Origin of the sequence: Arthrobacter zhaoguopingii (assembly GCF_009828595.1) — a bacterium.
GTDB classification, from domain to species: Bacteria; Actinomycetota; Actinomycetes; order Actinomycetales; family Micrococcaceae; genus Arthrobacter_D; species Arthrobacter_D zhaoguopingii.
Genome location: NZ_WPNY01000011.1, coordinates 77,550 through 92,898 on the forward strand (window position 1 = coordinate 77,550; position 15,349 = coordinate 92,898).

The 15,349-nt window shown below is 70.2% G+C and carries 15 protein-coding genes; all 15 read right to left on the reverse strand.

From position 1 onward, the window contains the following. Positions 1-15: 15 nt before the first annotated feature. Positions 16-966 (reverse strand): RluA family pseudouridine synthase, encoded by a 951-nt coding sequence (locus tag GVV86_RS14200; protein WP_246199802.1) that lies wholly within the window; start codon positions 964-966, stop codon positions 16-18. Then, positions 963-1,637: a signal peptidase II gene (lspA, locus tag GVV86_RS14205; protein WP_159803133.1), complete on the reverse strand. Its 675-nt coding sequence runs from the start codon at positions 1,635-1,637 to the stop codon at positions 963-965. Before lspA ends, GVV86_RS14200 begins: the two co-directional genes overlap by 4 nt. Before the next feature lie 188 nt (positions 1,638-1,825). After that, positions 1,826-2,461, reverse strand: coding sequence for a DivIVA domain-containing protein (locus GVV86_RS14210; RefSeq protein ID WP_159618993.1), 636 nt, complete (start codon positions 2,459-2,461; stop codon positions 1,826-1,828). A 140-nt stretch (positions 2,462-2,601) separates the two neighbouring features. After that, positions 2,602-2,895 (reverse strand): YggT family protein, encoded by a 294-nt coding sequence (locus tag GVV86_RS14215; RefSeq protein WP_120169683.1) that lies wholly within the window; start codon positions 2,893-2,895, stop codon positions 2,602-2,604. Between the two features lie 60 nt (positions 2,896-2,955). Continuing rightward, positions 2,956-3,471, reverse strand: coding sequence for a cell division protein SepF (locus GVV86_RS14220; RefSeq protein WP_159618995.1), 516 nt, complete (start codon positions 3,469-3,471; stop codon positions 2,956-2,958). Between the two features lie 92 nt (positions 3,472-3,563). Continuing rightward, positions 3,564-4,334 carry a YggS family pyridoxal phosphate-dependent enzyme gene (locus GVV86_RS14225; RefSeq protein ID WP_425483369.1) on the reverse strand — a complete coding sequence of 257 codons (771 nt, stop codon included), beginning with the start codon at positions 4,332-4,334 and terminating at the stop codon, positions 3,564-3,566. After that, on the reverse strand, positions 4,322-5,026 hold the full coding sequence (locus GVV86_RS18725; protein ID WP_246199804.1) for a purine nucleoside phosphorylase YfiH/LACC1 family protein: 705 nt from the start codon (positions 5,024-5,026) through the stop codon (positions 4,322-4,324). The genes GVV86_RS14225 and GVV86_RS18725 overlap by 13 nt, the downstream gene beginning before the upstream one ends. A gap of 16 nt (positions 5,027-5,042) precedes the next feature. After that, on the reverse strand, positions 5,043-6,233 hold the full coding sequence (ftsZ, locus tag GVV86_RS14230; RefSeq protein WP_159618999.1) for a cell division protein FtsZ: 1,191 nt from the start codon (positions 6,231-6,233) through the stop codon (positions 5,043-5,045). A gap of 206 nt (positions 6,234-6,439) precedes the next feature. Further along, complete coding sequence (locus tag GVV86_RS14235; RefSeq protein WP_159803134.1) at positions 6,440-7,276, reverse strand: cell division protein FtsQ/DivIB; 837 nt, start codon at positions 7,274-7,276, stop codon at positions 6,440-6,442. Then, positions 7,266-8,717 (reverse strand): UDP-N-acetylmuramate--L-alanine ligase, encoded by a 1,452-nt coding sequence (gene murC, locus GVV86_RS14240; protein WP_159803135.1) that lies wholly within the window; start codon positions 8,715-8,717, stop codon positions 7,266-7,268. Before murC ends, GVV86_RS14235 begins: the two co-directional genes overlap by 11 nt. Further along, positions 8,714-9,823 carry an undecaprenyldiphospho-muramoylpentapeptide beta-N-acetylglucosaminyltransferase gene (murG, locus tag GVV86_RS14245; protein ID WP_159803136.1) on the reverse strand — a complete coding sequence of 370 codons (1,110 nt, stop codon included), beginning with the start codon at positions 9,821-9,823 and terminating at the stop codon, positions 8,714-8,716. Before murG ends, murC begins: the two co-directional genes overlap by 4 nt. Then, on the reverse strand, positions 9,820-11,148 hold the full coding sequence (gene ftsW / locus GVV86_RS14250) for a putative lipid II flippase FtsW (protein WP_159803137.1): 1,329 nt from the start codon (positions 11,146-11,148) through the stop codon (positions 9,820-9,822). Before ftsW ends, murG begins: the two co-directional genes overlap by 4 nt. Then, positions 11,149-12,705: a UDP-N-acetylmuramoyl-L-alanine--D-glutamate ligase gene (gene murD / locus GVV86_RS14255; RefSeq protein WP_246669994.1), complete on the reverse strand. Its 1,557-nt coding sequence runs from the start codon at positions 12,703-12,705 to the stop codon at positions 11,149-11,151. Further along, positions 12,702-13,802 carry a phospho-N-acetylmuramoyl-pentapeptide-transferase gene (gene mraY, locus GVV86_RS14260; protein WP_159619008.1) on the reverse strand — a complete coding sequence of 367 codons (1,101 nt, stop codon included), beginning with the start codon at positions 13,800-13,802 and terminating at the stop codon, positions 12,702-12,704. The genes murD and mraY overlap by 4 nt, the downstream gene beginning before the upstream one ends. Then, complete coding sequence (locus GVV86_RS14265) at positions 13,799-15,343, reverse strand: UDP-N-acetylmuramoyl-tripeptide--D-alanyl-D-alanine ligase (RefSeq protein ID WP_159803138.1); 1,545 nt, start codon at positions 15,341-15,343, stop codon at positions 13,799-13,801. The genes mraY and GVV86_RS14265 overlap by 4 nt, the downstream gene beginning before the upstream one ends. Positions 15,344-15,349 lie beyond the last annotated feature (6 nt).

The window sequence follows — 15,349 nt, forward strand, 5'->3', positions numbered from 1 at the left end:
GCGACCGCAGGCGTGTTAGGCCCGGTCCCCCGACAGGGCGCCCAGGGCGTACTCGAGGTCCAGCGGGTAGGGACTCACAGCTCGAACCGGCTCGCCGGTGCGCGGATTCTCGAAGCCCAGGCGGTGGGCGTGGAGCCACTGCCGGGTCAGGCCCAGCTCCGCCGCAAGCCGCGGGTCGGCCCCGTAGGTGAGATCGCCCACGCACGGGTGGCGCAGCGCCGAGAAGTGGACGCGGATCTGGTGGGTGCGGCCGGTTTCGAGGTGGACCTCGACGAGGCTGGCACGGCCGAACGCCTCGATGACCTCGTAGTGGGTCACGGAGGGCCGTCCGTCCTCCAGCACGGCGAACCGCCAGTCGTGGGCCGGGTGGCGCCCGATGGGCGCGTCGATGGTTCCCTCAAGCGGGTCGGGCAGGCCCTGCACGACGGCGTGGTACACCTTGTCCACGGTGCGCTCCTTGAAGGCCCGCTTCAGGGCCGTGTAGGCCCGTTCGGTCTTGGCGACGACCATGGCTCCGGAGGTGCCGACGTCGAGCCGGTGCACGATGCCGGCCCGTTCGGGGGCGCCGGAGGTGGAGATCCGGTAGCCGGCCGCGGCGAGGGCGCCCACCACGGTGGGGCCCACCCAGCCCGGGGAGGGATGGGCGGCGACGCCGACGGGCTTGTCGATGACCACGAAGTCCTCGTCATCGATGAGGATGCCCATGCCTTCGACGGCCTCGGGGATCACCCGCAGCGGGTCGGCGGCATCGGGGACCACCACGAGCAGTTCGGTGCCGGCCTGCACGCGGTCGGCCTTGGCCAGGACCGTGCCGCCGCGGCTGACCCTGCCGTCGGCGCACCAGGCGGCGGCCACCGACCGGGAGACCCCGGCCAGCTGCGCCAGCGCGGCGTCGGCGCGGGACCCGCCGAGGTCCTCGGGCACCGTGAAGGCGGTCGGGGTGCCCACCTTGGCGGCCCCGCTCACGAGGCGTTGCCCTCCGGCCGGGGCGTGTCCGGACCGGTTCCTGCGGCGCTTTCGCCGGGGGCGCTTTCCCCTGGGGCGCTTTCCCCGGCCGTACTTTCCTCGGCTGGACTGTCGCTGCTGCGCCGCCCATCCATGCCGATGCCGCGCAGGGTCATCAGGCACACGAGGATGACGCCGCTGACGACGGCGGAGTCGGCGATGTTGAAGATCGCGAAGTTGGGCAGGGCGATGAAGTCGACGACGTGACCCTGCCCGAAGGACGGTTCACGGAAGAGGCGGTCGGTGAGGTTGCCCAGCGCGCCGCCGAGCACGAGTCCCAGGGCGGCAGCCCAGCCCCAGGAGGCGACCTTGCGGATCTGGGTCAGGATGGCCAGGGAGACCAGCGCCTGGATGATGGTGAAGATCCACGTGACGTTGGTGCCGATCGAGAAGGCCGCCCCGGGGTTCCGGATGAAGTGCCAGTTCAGCAGCGGGGGCAGCACCGGCGTGACCTGGCCTTCGGTCATGGTGGAGACCACCCAGGCCTTGGTGACCTGGTCCAGGACGTAGGCGGCGAGCATGCAGCCCAGCAGGAGGACGGCGTACCGGGCACGGACCCGCTTGCTGTGACCGGGCCCGTCGGTCCGTTTCGTTTCCGCGGGGGTTTGCTCTGCCGGTGGATTCTCGCTCATAACGCTTTCATGCCGGGTGCATACGCTTCCGCACGGCGGCAGAGGTATGGAACAGGTGGATCGGACTGTCGTGGGGCGACTCCTCAAGGGTACGGCAAAGGCCGGCCCCTTTTCCGGGGCCGGCCTCAATCCGGTACTGCGCTGCGGTGCCCTGCCGGGCACCTCCGCGCGGTGCGCCCGAGGGGCTTTTAGGCGTCGGCAGTCTCCGAGGCGACCGACCCGCGGGAGTCGAGGTCGCGCAGCTGGCCCTCGATGTAGGCCTTGAGGCGTGAACGGTAGTCGCGCTCGAAGCTGCGGAGCTGTTCGACCTTGCGCTCCAGCACGCTCTTCTGCTGCTCGAGGGCGCCGAGGACCTTGCGGCTCTTGTCCTGGGCGTCGTTGACGAGGCTGCTTGCCTCGATCTGCGCTTCGGCGATGATCTTGTCGCGCTGCTCAACGCCCGCGTTGACGTACTCGTCGTGAAGCTTCTGGGCCATGGCGAGGACGCCGGCGGCGGACTCGGCGCTGGCAGCTGCGGGAACGGCGGCAGGCGAGACGGTCTCGACGCGGGGCTCGGGCTTTGCGGGCTCGGGCCGCTTCTCCTCCTCGCGGACCTCTTCGGTCTTGGTGCTGGCGGCAACCGGGGCGGGGACCGTGCCGGTCGAGGCGGTGCCTGCGGGAGCGTCCGAGAGCCGGCGGCGCAGCTCCTCGTTTTCCTGGTTCAGACGGCGCAGTTCGACGACGATCTCGTCGAGGAAGTCATCCACCTCGTCCTGGTCGTAGCCCTCGCGGAACTTCGTCGGCTGGAACCTCTTATTGACAACATCTTCTGGCGTCAGGGCCATCTGGTCACCTCGTAGTGTTAAAGACCTGCCTGCCCGGGGGCGGACCTGCCTGCGGTACCGAATTGTGGACGTGAAGAACTGGATTCACATCAGAATGGAATTCAGCTTATATCTATTGGGACTCGAAAACTAAACCGGACCTATGCTGTGGCGAAACCCCGTGACACACCCATCAGGATCACCACGGCGAAAAACAACACAAGAAAAGCCAGGTCGAGGGAAACTCCCCCAATTCGCAGCGGCGGAATCACGCGACGCAAAGCTTTGATCGGCGGATCGGTCACTGCATAAATACCGGAAGCAACGACCAGCGCAATTTTCTGGGGACGCCAGCTTCGGGCGAAAATCTGGACGGCGTCGTAAATAATCCTGATGATCAGCGCAAGCTGGAACAACATCAGAACGAGGTAAATCAGGGCAAATACCAAACTCACGGAGCGGTTCCAGTCCTTAGGGCCTTACAGGGGGCGGCAGGCACGGACAGCCGGCCGGCTTCAGCTCTGGTTGAAGAAGCTGGTCTGAGCTTCGCTGGCCTTCTGATCCTCACCCAGAACTTCAATATACGACGGCGAGAGCAGGAACACCTTATTGGTGACCCTTTCGATGCTTCCGTGCAGGCCGAAGACCAGCCCCGCGGAGAAGTCGACGAGGCGCTTGGCATCGGATTCGCCCATATCGGTGACGTTCATGATGACCGGGATGCCGTCGCGGAAACTCTCGCCGATCAGCTTCGCATCGTTGTAGGAGCGGGGGTGGACTGTGGTGATCTGCCGCAGCGCGGAGTCGTCGCGGGTCGACTGCACGCGCTTGATCGGTGTCACCGGGGCCCGGTACTCCTCGCTGGGGACGCTTCGTGGGACGGAGGCGGGTTCGGGACGGCGTTCGTCACGGTCATAATCCACTGCGTAATCCTCGTTCCTGCTGTGGGCGCTCTTCGCCTCGGGCTCGTAGTGCTCGTCACCATCGGCGAGCCCAAGGTAAATCATTGTCTTGCGCAGTGCGCCAGCCATGGTAACTCCTGTCATTGAGAGAGTGGATAGTTCGCTTCGTCCCGGTGCCGAAACCGCGCGCTGCGGGTCTCACTGCCGTCCCGGTGCAGACGCTACCGCAACGGTGGGCGGGGACCGAGCACATCTGAGCCAACCCGCAGGTGTGTCGCGCCCGCCTGGATGGCGGCCTCGAGGTCCCCGCTCATGCCGGCCGAGACGGCAGAGGCGCCGGGGTGGTCTGACCGCAGGTCGGCGGAGATGCCGGCCAGGCGCTGGAAGGCGGTCAGCGGGTCGGCGCCCAGCGGCGCCACCGCCATGACGCCCTCAAGGTGCAGTCCGTGCGCCCCGGCGAGCCGGGCGGCGATCTCCGGGACTTCCGCTGCCGCCGCCCCTCCCCGTCCGCCGGCGCGGGCGTTGGGGTCGAGGCTGACCTGGATGAAGCAGCGCAGGTCGGGCCGTTGGGGAAGGCCGGCACCGGACCGGCGTTCGGCCTCGGTGCCCGCGGCCTTCGCCAGGGCCTCCGCCGCCGAGGGCCGGTCCACGGAGTGCACCGCGGCGGCGTAGCGGAGCACCGAGCGGGCCTTGTTGCTCTGCAGCTGGCCGATGAAGTGCCAGCGCAGGTCGAGGTCGGCGCTCTCGGCGGCCTTGGCGGCGGCCTCCTGGTCGCGGTTCTCTCCCACGTCCCGCACGCCGAGCCCGGAGAGCAGCCGTACGTCCGCGGCGGGGAAAAACTTCGTCACCACGATCAGCGCGGGCGCGTCGGTCCGTCCAGCGGCGGCGCAGGCCGCCGCGATCCGCTCGCGTACCGCTCCCAGCCGTTCGGCGAGTTCCTGCCGGCGCGCGCCGGCGTCCGCCGTCAGGTCCGTGCCGTTCACGTGCGCCAGACCAGGCCGGCGAGCCGGCCGGCACCGGGTTCCCTGCGGTGCGAGAACAGCCGCGGGTTTTCGAGCGTGCACGCCGAAGATCCCGACGGCACCGCCGCCACGACGACACCGGCATCGCGCAGCTGCTGCCGCACGGCGGCCGGCAGGTCCAGCGCCGGGGTGCCCTGCCGTGTCTGCGCATAGGAGGCCGGCACGGCGGCGGCCACCTCGTCCCTCATTTCGGCCGGCACCTCGTAGCATCGCCCGCACACCGAGGGGCCGATCCAGGCGGTGAGCTCCCGGGCGCCGTGGGCGCGCAGGCCGGCGACGGCGTTGGGCACGATGCCGGTCAGCACACCCCTGCGTCCGGCATGGACGACACCGGTCGCCGGGCCGGAGCGGTCGGCCAGGACAATGGGGACGCAGTCCGCCACGAGCACGGCCAGCGCCTGGCTCCCGTCCGGGCTGAGCAGGGCGTCGGCCTCCGGCGGACTCCAGTGGGCGGACCCGGCCGGCACCTCGGCCACCGTACTCGAGTGCATCTGGGTCATAAACCGCAGGGAACCGGGGGCCACGCCCATCGCCGTCTCCACCCGTGCCCGGTTGCCGGCCGCCGTCGAGGGCCGCCCGAGGTTGAGTGCGAGGTTGCCGGCAGCGGAATCGGTAAAGGCGGCGTGCAGCCCGGGCTGCACGCCGCCTTGCCAGAAAAACATCCGCAGAAGATCCCGGTTACTTCAGGAAGTCGGGCACGTCGAGGTCGTCCGAGCGGCCCGAGGAGAGGTCCGGCTCCACCACGGCGGGCAGGTCGACGTCGAAGCCGGCGTCGGCCGGCACCGTGTTGGACTGGGAGAAGCGCTGCTGGGACCACGCACCGAGGCCCGCGGAGGCCGGAGCGGCGGCACGGGCGGTGTCCCCGCCGACCGTGGGTGCCGAGGCGGGCTTGACCGCAGGTACGGCAGGCTGCGAGGTCGCATCGACCTGGTCGAAGCCGGCGGCGATCACGGTGACGCGGGCCTCGTCGCCGAGGGCGTCGTCGATCACCGCACCGAAGATGATGTTGGCCTCCGGGTGGGCGACCTCCTGCACCAGCCGGGCCGCCTCGTTGATTTCGAAGAGGCCGAGGTCGGAGCCGCCCTGGATGGACAGCAGCACGCCGTGCGCGCCGTCGATCGATGCCTCGAGCAGCGGCGAGGCGATCGCGAGTTCGGCGGCCTTCACGGCCCGGTCCTCGCCGCGCGCGGAGCCGATGCCCATGAGGGCCGAGCCCGCACCCTGCATGACCGACTTGACGTCGGCGAAGTCGAGGTTGATCAGGCCGGGGGTGGTGATCAGGTCGGTGATGCCCTGCACACCGGAGAGGAGCACCTGGTCCGCGGACCGGAAGGCGTCGAGCATCGACACATTGCGGTCGCTGATCGAGAGCAGGCGGTCGTTCGGGATGACGATGAGGGTGTCGACCTCGTCGCGCAGGGTGTCGATGCCCGACTCGGCCTGGTTGGACCGGCGGCGGCCCTCGAAGGTGAACGGCCGGGTGACGACGCCGATGGTCAGCGCGCCGAGTGAACGGGCGATGCGTGCCACGACGGGCGCACCGCCGGTGCCCGTGCCGCCGCCCTCACCGGCGGTGACGAAGACCATGTCGGCCCCGCGCAGCACCTCTTCGATCTCCTCGGAGTGGTCCTCGGCCGCCCTGCGGCCGACCTCCGGGTCCGCGCCGGCGCCGAGCCCGCGCGTCAGTTCCCGTCCGACGTCGAGCTTCACGTCGGCGTCGCTCATCAGCAGCGCCTGCGCGTCGGTGTTGATGGCGATGAACTCCACCCCACGGAGCCCCACCTCGATCATCCGGTTGATGGCGTTTACGCCGCCCCCGCCGATGCCGACGACCTTGATGACGGCCAAGTAATTCTGCGGTGCTGCCACGTCCTGTGTCCCTTGTTCGAATCTGTGCGCTGTTGTCTGGGGTTACACCCGGCCGGAACCGGCTTCAACCTTCACCCGGCATAACGTTAACTCTCAGGTTGAGGGTTAATGTTATGTCAAGTAACTTCTATCTGAGACGCTATGGGCACCGGGAGTCTTCTGCAATGACCGGTGCCGCGTGTCGCCTTGTTTCTTTGAAATCCCGCTCACCGGGTAACCGGACGGTCGGGGGTGCTGACGTCATATTCCTTCACCGGTGGATCCGATGCCGGGACCTTCAGCAGGGCCGAGAGGACCTTCGCCTTGGCGGTGTTGCGCTCCGCGCTCCCCCAGAAGATTTTCTGGTTGCCGGTGAGCGAAAGCGAAACCGAGTCCACGCTTCGGGCGGAGGCGTGGTTGAGGCGGGACAGGATGTCCGGGGGCAGGTCGGCCAGCACCGCGGTGATCGAGCGGAAGACCTCCGAGTTGACCGCCTCCGTGCCGCCGTCGATCAGCGGAAGCTTCACCGCCTTCCGGTCCGCGACGGTCTTGAGCTGCCGGCCCTCCGAGTCGATCAGGATGAACTGCTTGTCCTTCTGCACGATGGCCACCGGCACCCGTTCGCGGATGGTGACCACGAGGGTTGACGGCGGCTCGGCCGCCACGCGCACCGACTCGATCGGCGCCTTGTCCCGCAGGAGGCCTTCGACCTTCTCGTCCGGGAGCCGGGTGAGCGAGGTGCCAAGGAGCGGCTTGAGCGCCGTGGTGACCTCCTCGGTGGAGACCAGCGTGTTGCCCTCGACCCGCAGGTGCTTCAGCGCCAGGACCGGAGAGAAGATCAGGTACGCGAGCAGGCCGCCCACCACCAGGACCAGACCCAGGAGGGTCCACAGCAGCACCCGCCGCCGGCGCCGGGACGGCGGTTCCGGGAATTCAAGGACCGTCGCTCCGGCCGGCTCCGCGTCCTCCCGGGGCAGCACGGAGACCTTGCCCGAGTTGGCCCGCGCACCGGCGGCGGCGCCGGTCCCGGCTCCGGCCGGACCGGTTGGCTTCCTAGGCTTCATCGTCCGCCGTTCCGGTGCTTTCCCGGCCGCGGAGGGCCTCAACCAGCCCGGAGGCAAGGTGCGTGACGTCCCCGGCACCGACGGTGAGGATGATGTCGCCGGCGGAGGCGCGGGCGGCCACCTCACGGACGGCGGCCTGCTGATCCTGGACGTATCCCCCGGGCCGGGTGAGCTTCGCGGCGATCAGGTCGCTGCTGACGCCCGGGATCGGGTCCTCGCGGGCCGGGTAGATGGGCAGCAGCGTCGCCGAGTCCGCCGAATCGAGGGCGCCGGCGAACCCGTCGGCAAACTCCCGCGTCCGGGAGAAGAGGTGGGGCTGGAACAGCACGTGCACCGCATGCCCGGCGGCGACGGTGCGGGCGGCCGCCAGGGCCGCAGCGACTTCCGTGGGGTGGTGGGCGTAGTCGTCGAAGACCCGTACCCCGGCGCCCTCGCCGCGGGCCTCGAAGCGCCGGGCTGCCCCGGAGAACGAGGCGAGGCCTTCGGCCGCGACCGCCGGGTCCACGCCGAGTTCGAGGCCGACGGTGAATGCGGCCGCGGCGTTGAGGATGTTGTGGGCCCCCGGCACGCTCAGCTGGAGTTCCTGCTGGGCGTCGAGTCCGTCGACGGCGAAGGAGAGCACGCTGTTGGAGGTGCTGCCCAGGGCACGGGTGGAGCCCAGCTGGATGTCGGCGGTCGGCGAGTACCCGTAGGTGCGCACCCGGCGGGTGGCGGCGGCAGCGGCGGCCAGGGCGGCCGCTCCGGGATCGTCGGCGCAGGCGACGATCACGCCGTCCTCGGGCAGGAGCCCGACGAACTGCTCGAAAACCGCGGTGACGGCGGCCGCCGTGCCGTAGTGGTCGAGGTGGTCCGCTTCGACGTTGGTCACCACGGCGATCTGCGGGCTGTAGTTCAGGAATGAGCCGTCCGACTCGTCGGCTTCCGCAACGAACACGTTCCCGCCGGACCAGCGCGCGTTGACGCCGAGCGCCGCGACGTCCCCGCCGATGGCGAAGGAGGGCTCGCGCCCGGCCGCCTGCAGCAGTACGGTGATCATCGCCGTTGTCGTGGTCTTTCCGTGGGTTCCGGCGACGGCGATGACCAGCTGGCCGGCCATGGCCGCGGCGAGGGCCTCGGAGCGGTGCTGGATGGTGATCCCGCGGTGGCGTGCCTCGAGCAGTTCGGGGTTGTCGGGCCGGATGGCCGAGGAGATGACCACCTGGCCGGCGCCGGTGACGTTCTCGGCGCGGTGGCCGACGTGGACCTCGGCGCCAAGGGCGGCAAGGGCCTTCAGGGCCTTGGAGTCCGCGGCGTCCGAGCCGGAGACGGGGATGCCCTGGCCGAGCAGGACCCGGGCGACAGCCGACATGCCGGCGCCGCCGAGACCGATGAAGTGGACGCGCCCGGCGGTTGGGCCCCCCGGCTGACGCTCGGGGGCGGAGTCCTGTGGAATGCCGGTCATGAGGAGGCTCCTGCCGCGTCGAGGACGAGTTTGGCCATGGTCCGGTCGGCGTCGCGGATGCCCTGCGCCGCGGCGGCAGAGGCCATCCGGTCAAGGGCGGCGGGGTCCTTCAGCAGGGCGAGGGCCTCCGAGCCCAGCCGCGCCGGGGTGAGGTCGGGATCTGAAATCAGCACCGCTCCCCCGTCGGCGGTGAGGGCTGCGGCGTTGAGGGCCTGCTCGCCATTGCCGTGGGCGAGCGGCACGAGGATCGAGGGCAGCCCGACGGCGCTGATCTCGCAGACGGTGGCGGCACCGGCCCGGGCCACGAGCAGGTCGGCCGCTGCGTACACGGCGTCCATGTCGTCGACGTACTCGAGCTGGTGGTAGCCCGGCAGCGTGAGCGGGGAGCCGTCTGCGGCGGTGATGGTCTTGCCCCGGCCGGTGATGTGGAGGATCTGGATCCCCTCGGCGCACAGGCCGGGAGCGGCCGCGGCGGCTGCGCGGTTGATGCTCAGGGCCCCGGAGGAGCCGCCGGTGATGATGAGGGTCGGGCGTGCCGGGTCGAGCCCCAGGGCCCGCCGGGCGGACTCTCGTGCGGTTGCCCGGTCCAGTCCGGCGATGGTGCGGCGCATGGGCATGCCCACCCACTGGGCCTTGGGCAGCCGGGTGTCCCGGAACGCCACGGCGACGGTCCCGGCGATGCGGGCGCCCAGCCGGTTGGCGATGCCGGGGCGGGCGTTGGCCTCGTGGATGACCAGGGGCACGCGCCGCAGGAACGCCGCGAGGTAAAGCGGCGCAGCGACGTAACCGCCCACGCCGACGACCACGGAGGGCTTGACCGTGTCAAGGATGCGCAGCGCCTGCCGGACGGCGGCGGCCAGGCGGTAGGGCAGCTTTAACAGGTCGGTGGAGGGCCGGCGCGGCAGCGGCACCCGGTCGATGGTCTCCAGGTCATAACCGGCGGCGGGGACCAGCCGGGTCTCCATCCCGGACTCCGTCCCGACGGCCGTGATCCGGGCGCCGGGGGCGAGGTCGGTGATGGCGTCGGCGATGGCCAGCAGTGGGCTGATGTGGCCGGCGGTACCGCCGCCGGCCAGGACGACGGACACGGGTGTCGGGGAGTTCATGACGCTGCGGTTTCGCTTTCGGTCTTGATGAAGGCCGCGGGCATGCGCCGGGCGAAGGAGAGCAGGACGCCCACCGCGGCGAGGGTGAAGGTCAGCGCCGACCCGCCGTAGGAAATGAAGGGCAGCGGGACGCCGATCACCGGCAGCAGGCCGGTCACCATGCCGACGTTGACGAAGGCCTGGCCGATCAGCCACACCAGGATCGACCCCATCAGGATACGCACGAAGGGGTCGCTGTAGCGCATGGCCACCTGGATGGTGGCCACCGCGAGAATCCCGAACAGGGCGACGACGACGATCGCGCCGACGAGGCCGAACTCCTCGCCGATGATGGCGAAGATGAAGTCGTTGTGCGCCTCGGGGATCCAGTTCCATTTCTGGCGGCTTTGGCCGATGCCCACGCCGAACCATCCGCCCGAGGCCATGGCGAACAGCCCGTTGTCGGACTGCAGGCACAGGTCGGCGCCGTCCTCGCAGTTCAACCGCAGCCACGCGCTGATGCGCCCGCCGCGGTTGGCGCTGGTGGCCACCATGAGGGTTCCGATGAGCGCAGAGCCGGCGCCGGCGAGGAGGAACATCTTCAGCGGTGCCCCGGCGAAGAACAGGGCCGCCGCGAGGATCATCATCAGGATCATGCCTGTGCCGAGGTCGCCTCCGAGCAGCACCAGGCCGATGGGCAGCCCACCCAGGGGCAGGGCGGGAATCAGGGCGTGCTTCCAGTCCCGGATCAGGCCCTTTTTGCGCTCCAGGACCGTGGCGCACCACAGGGCCAGGGCGAGTTTGGCCGGTTCGGAGGGCTGGAAGGACTGGCTGCCGATCATGATCCAGTTCTTATTGCCGTTGATGCTGACCCCGATGACCAGCACGAGGATCAGGAGCACCACCGCAATGCCGAGCCCGGGCCAGGCCAGGGCCTTGTAGAGCCGCGGACCGACGCGGGAGAGGATGAACATGAGCACCACGCCACCGCCGGCCCACACGGCCTGCTTGAGGAAGAGGTCGAACTCCTCCTTGCCCTCGGAGATCGCCTCGACGGAGGACGCCGACAGCACCATGAGCAGGCCGATGGCCGTCAGGGCGAGGGCTGCGCCGAGGATCAGGTAGTAGCTCGAGCCGCTCGGGCTCCGGCCGGTTCCCTCGAGGAAGCGCCAGCCCCGCGCCGCGGCTGCCCTGAGCCCGCCGCGCGGCGCCGGGGCGGTGGAGCCCGGAGTCTGCGTGGTGCCGCTGGCACGCCCTGCCGGCGCTCCGGCGGTGCGGCCGGCCGCGCCGGCGGTGCGGGCGCCCGCGGGCCTGCGCCCGGAGTGCCGGGTGGGGGTGGTAACCATCTAGAGCTCCTTCGCGGTTGGTGCCTGCCCCTCCACCAGCGCTCGAACCGCCGTGGCAAAGGCATCACCCCGGTGGGCGTATGAGGAGAACTGATCCATTGAGGCGGCGGCCGGTGCGAGCAGGACAGTGTCGCCCTCCCCGGCGAGGCGGGCCGCCTCGGAGACCGCCCACTCCATCACCTGTGCACCCTCTTCCCCGCCCTCGGGGTGTCCGTTTCCAGTGTGACTGGTGTGCCAGCTGATGATCGGCACATCGGGAGCGTGTCGGTGCAGGGCCTCCTGCAGTGCCGTGCTGCCGGCTCCGATCAGCACCACGGCCCGCAGGCGGGCGGCGTGGGTGCGGACGAGGTCGTCGTACGCGACGCCCTTGGACAGGCCGCCCGCGATCCAGACCACCGAGGTGAAGGCGGCCAGGGAGGCCGAGGCGGCGTGCGGATTGGTGGCCTTCGAGTCGTTGATCCAGAGCACGCCCCCGGCGGACGCGATGGCCTCGATGCGGTGCGCGCCCGGGGAGTAGGTGCCGATCCCCTCCCGGACGGCGGCCGGGGAGATTCCCGCGGCCCGCACCAGGGCGGCGGCCGCCAGCGCGTTGGCCACAAGGTGGCGGGGCACGACGTCCCCGAGTTCGCGGACCGACGCCAGTTCGGCGGCGGAGTCCCTGCGCTGTTCAATGAAGGCCCGGTCGACGAGGAGGTCCTCAACGACGCCCATCATGCTCACCGCGGGCGTGCCGGTGGTGAATCCGACCGCCCGGCAGCCTTCAATCACGTCGGCTTCCTCGACCATCACCTCGGTCTCGTGCTGTTCGGCGTTGTAGATGCAGGCGATGCGGGTGCGATCGTAGATCTTGGCCTTCGCCGCGGCGTAGGCCTCGTAGCTGCCGTGCCAGTCGACGTGGTCCTCGGCGATATTGAGGCACACGCTGGCCAGCGCCGAGATGGACTCGCTCCAGTGGAGCTGGAAGCTGGAGAGCTCCACGGCGAGGAAGTCGAAACCCTGCGGGTCGCGGATCACATCGAGGATGGGCGTGCCGACGTTCCCGGCGGCCACGGCGCGCTTCCCGGCGGCCAGCAGCATCGACTCGGTCAGGCCGACCGTGGTCGTCTTGCCGTTCGTGCCGGTGATGGTGAGCCATTCGGCGGTGGGCCGGCCCTCGCGGATGCGCACCCGCCAGGCCAGCTCGACGTCGCCCCAGATGGGGATGCCCGCCCCGGCGGCGGCCGCCAGCAGGGGCTGGGCCGGGCTCCAGCCGGGCGAGGCGATGATCAGCTCGGGCGCCTGTCCGTCGACCAGGGGGATGCCGGTGGTGGAGCCTGCGCCAAGGAGCACCTCGCGGACGCCGACGATCCGCAGCGTGTCGGCCTTGGCCCGGTTGTCCTCCGAGTCGGAGCCGTCGACGACGACGACGGCCGCGCCAAGCTCCACGAGGGTGTCGGCGGCGGAGAAACCCGAGGCGCCGATGCCGGCGACGACGACGCGCAGCCCCCGCCAGTCGGCGTCCCAGCTCGTGAGCCCCGCCAGCCGTCCGGCCGCATCCGATTCCGAAATGTCCGTCAACCCACTACCCAATCCGCATAGAAAATACCGAGTGCCACGGCCACGAAGAGGCCTCCGAGGATCCAGAACCGCACCACGACCGTGACCTCCTGCCAGCCCTTCAGCTCGAAGTGGTGCTGCAGCGGCGCCATCTTGAAGACGCGTTTTCCGCCGGTGGCCTTGAAGTAGCCGACCTGGATGATCACCGAGAGGGTGATCATCACGAACAGGCCCGCCATGACCACGAGCAGGAGTTGGGTCCGGGACAGGATCGCGAAGCCGGCGATCGCGCCGCCGATCGCGAGGGAGCCGGTGTCGCCCATGAAGATCTTCGCCGGCGAGGTGTTCCACCAGAGGAAGCCCACCAGCGCGCCGGCCATCGATCCGGCGATGAGCGCCAGGTCCAGCGGGTCGCGCACCTCGTAACAGACGTTCACGGGGACCTGCAGGGAGCCGCAGCTCTGGTTGGACTGCCAGATGCCCATCAGCATGTACGCGGCGAAGACGAGGATGGAGGCGCCCGCGGCGAGCCCGTCGAGCCCGTCGGCGAGGTTCACGCCATTGGTGGCGGCGGTCATGATCAGGTTCGACCAGAGGACGAACAGGATCGCCCCGACCAGGGTGCCCGCGAAGGCAAGGTCCACCGAGGTGTCCCGAAGGAAGGAGATGGCCGTCGAGGCCGGTGTGCGGCCCCTCTCGTCCGGGAACTGGAGGGCCAGCACCGCGAAGAGGATGCCGACGAAACTCTGCCCGGCGATCTTCGCGCCGGCGCTGAGCCCGAGGCTGCGCTGCTTGGAGATCTTGATGTAGTCGTCGAAGAAGCCCACGGCGCCCATCCCGGTCGTCACCAGGAGCAGCAGCAGGCCCGAGACGCTCGGCCCGGTTGAGGCGCCGAGCAGCGCCATCACGCCGTGGGTGAGGAAGTAGGCGAGCAGCACCGAGCCGACGATCACCGCCCCGCCCATGGTGGGGGTGCCGCGCTTGGTGTGGTGCGCCGTCGGGCCGTCGTCGCGGATGAACTGGCCGTAGCTTTTCCGGACTAGGAGTCGAATGAACAGCGGAGTGCCGACAAGTGCGAAGAACAGCGCCGACGCCGAACCGATCAGGAGGGCGATCACGGCTGCGGGCTCCTTCGAGGGGCAGTGCCGTCCGGGCTGGCGGCAGGAGGCTGAATGGGGTTCGCGGGGTGCGGTGGCACTGAATCCGGCGAGCCGGCAGCATCAGGGGCCAATGCTATCCGATCCCCCAGGAACCTCAGGCCCGCCCCGTTGGAGGACTTGAACAGCACGATGTCACCGGGCCGCAGCTCGGACCGCAGCAACCGTTCGGCCGCCTCGGCATCGGGCACCTGCTGGATCTCGTCGCCCCAGGAGCCTTCGAGCAGGGCGCCGTTGAACAGGGCGCGGACGTTGTCGCCGCCGACGACGACGAGCTTGGAAATGTTCAGCCGGACGATGACGCGCCCGAGGAGGTCGTGCTCCTCGATGGAGGACTCCCCCAGTTCGAGCATTTCACCCAGCACCGCCCAGGTGCGGCGCCGGCCGGCTCCGAGTTCGGCCAGGGTGCGCAGGGCCGCCCGCATCGACTCCGGGTTGGCGTTGTAGGCGTCATTGATGACGGTGACTCCGTCGGCCCGTTCGGTGAGTTCCATCCGCCAGCGGCTCGCCGCGGCCTGCGTGCGCAGGGCGGAGGCGATGCGCTCTCCGGGCACGCCGAGGGCCCAGCCCACGGAGGCGGCCGCGAGCAGGTTGGCCGTGTGGTGGAGGCCCAGCAGCGGGGACACCACCGGGTGGGAGGTCCCGTCGGGGAGCCCGAGGTCGAAGGCGGGGTGGCCCTCGGGGGTGGTGGTGCTCCCGGCCGCGGTGAGGATGTCGCCGTCGGCGGCCTCGAAGTCGCCGGAGGAGGTGAAGTAGACGCGCCGGGCGCCGGTGCGTGAGCGCATGGCCAGCACCCGCTCGTCGTCGGCGTTGATCACGGCCGTCGCCCCGGGGCCCAGGGCGGCGAACAGTTCGCCCTTGGCGCGGGCAATGGCCTCCACCCCGCCGAACTCGCCCACGTGGGCGGACCCGACGCCGAGCACGACGCCGACGTCCGGCCGAACCATGTCCGCGAGGTAGGTGATGTTGCCGGCTTTGGTGGCGCCCATTTCGATGATGAGGTAGCGCGTTCCGTAGTCGGCACGGAACACCGTCAGCGGCACCCCGACCTCGCCGTTGTAGGACCCGGTGGGGGCCACGGTGGGGCCTTCTGCGCCCAGCATGCCGGCCAGGAGGTCCTTGGTGGTGGTCTTCCCTGCCGACCCGGTGATGCCCACGACGGTCAGCGGCCCGCTGGCGCGGAGCCGGCGCACGGCCTCGGCGGCGAGGACCCCCATGGCGAGCACCGCGTCGGGCACGATCACGGCGGGCAGGTCGGATCCGTCGGCTCCGCTGACCGGGCGCTCGGCGAGGGCCAGCACGGCGCCCGCGCCGAAGGCCTGGGCCGCAAAGTCGTGGCCGTCGGTGACCTCGCCGGGTTTGGCGATGAACAGGCCCCCCGGGAGGACCTCGCGCGAGTCGGTGGCCGCGGAGGTGACGGTGAGGGTGGGGTTTTGGCCGGCACCCTGTGAAAGGTGGCCGCCGGTGAGTGCCGCGATGTCGGCTGCGCTGAATTCAATCATGACGGT

Coding starts and splice junctions, on each gene's coding strand:
- lspA (WP_159803133.1), bottom strand. CDS start 1,637: ATGAGCGAGAATCCACCGGCAGAGCAAACCCCCGCGGAAACGAAACGG.
- GVV86_RS14210 (WP_159618993.1), bottom strand. CDS start 2,461: ATGGCCCTGACGCCAGAAGATGTTGTCAATAAGAGGTTCCAGCCGACG.
- GVV86_RS14220 (WP_159618995.1), bottom strand. CDS start 3,471: ATGGCTGGCGCACTGCGCAAGACAATGATTTACCTTGGGCTCGCCGAT.
- GVV86_RS18725 (WP_246199804.1), bottom strand. CDS start 5,026: ATGTTTTTCTGGCAAGGCGGCGTGCAGCCCGGGCTGCACGCCGCCTTT.
- GVV86_RS14235 (WP_159803134.1), bottom strand. CDS start 7,276: ATGAAGCCTAGGAAGCCAACCGGTCCGGCCGGAGCCGGGACCGGCGCC.
- murC (WP_159803135.1), bottom strand. CDS start 8,717: ATGACCGGCATTCCACAGGACTCCGCCCCCGAGCGTCAGCCGGGGGGC.
- murG (WP_159803136.1), bottom strand. CDS start 9,823: ATGAACTCCCCGACACCCGTGTCCGTCGTCCTGGCCGGCGGCGGTACC.
- ftsW (WP_159803137.1), bottom strand. CDS start 11,148: ATGGTTACCACCCCCACCCGGCACTCCGGGCGCAGGCCCGCGGGCGCC.
- GVV86_RS14265 (WP_159803138.1), bottom strand. CDS start 15,343: ATGATTGAATTCAGCGCAGCCGACATCGCGGCACTCACCGGCGGCCAC.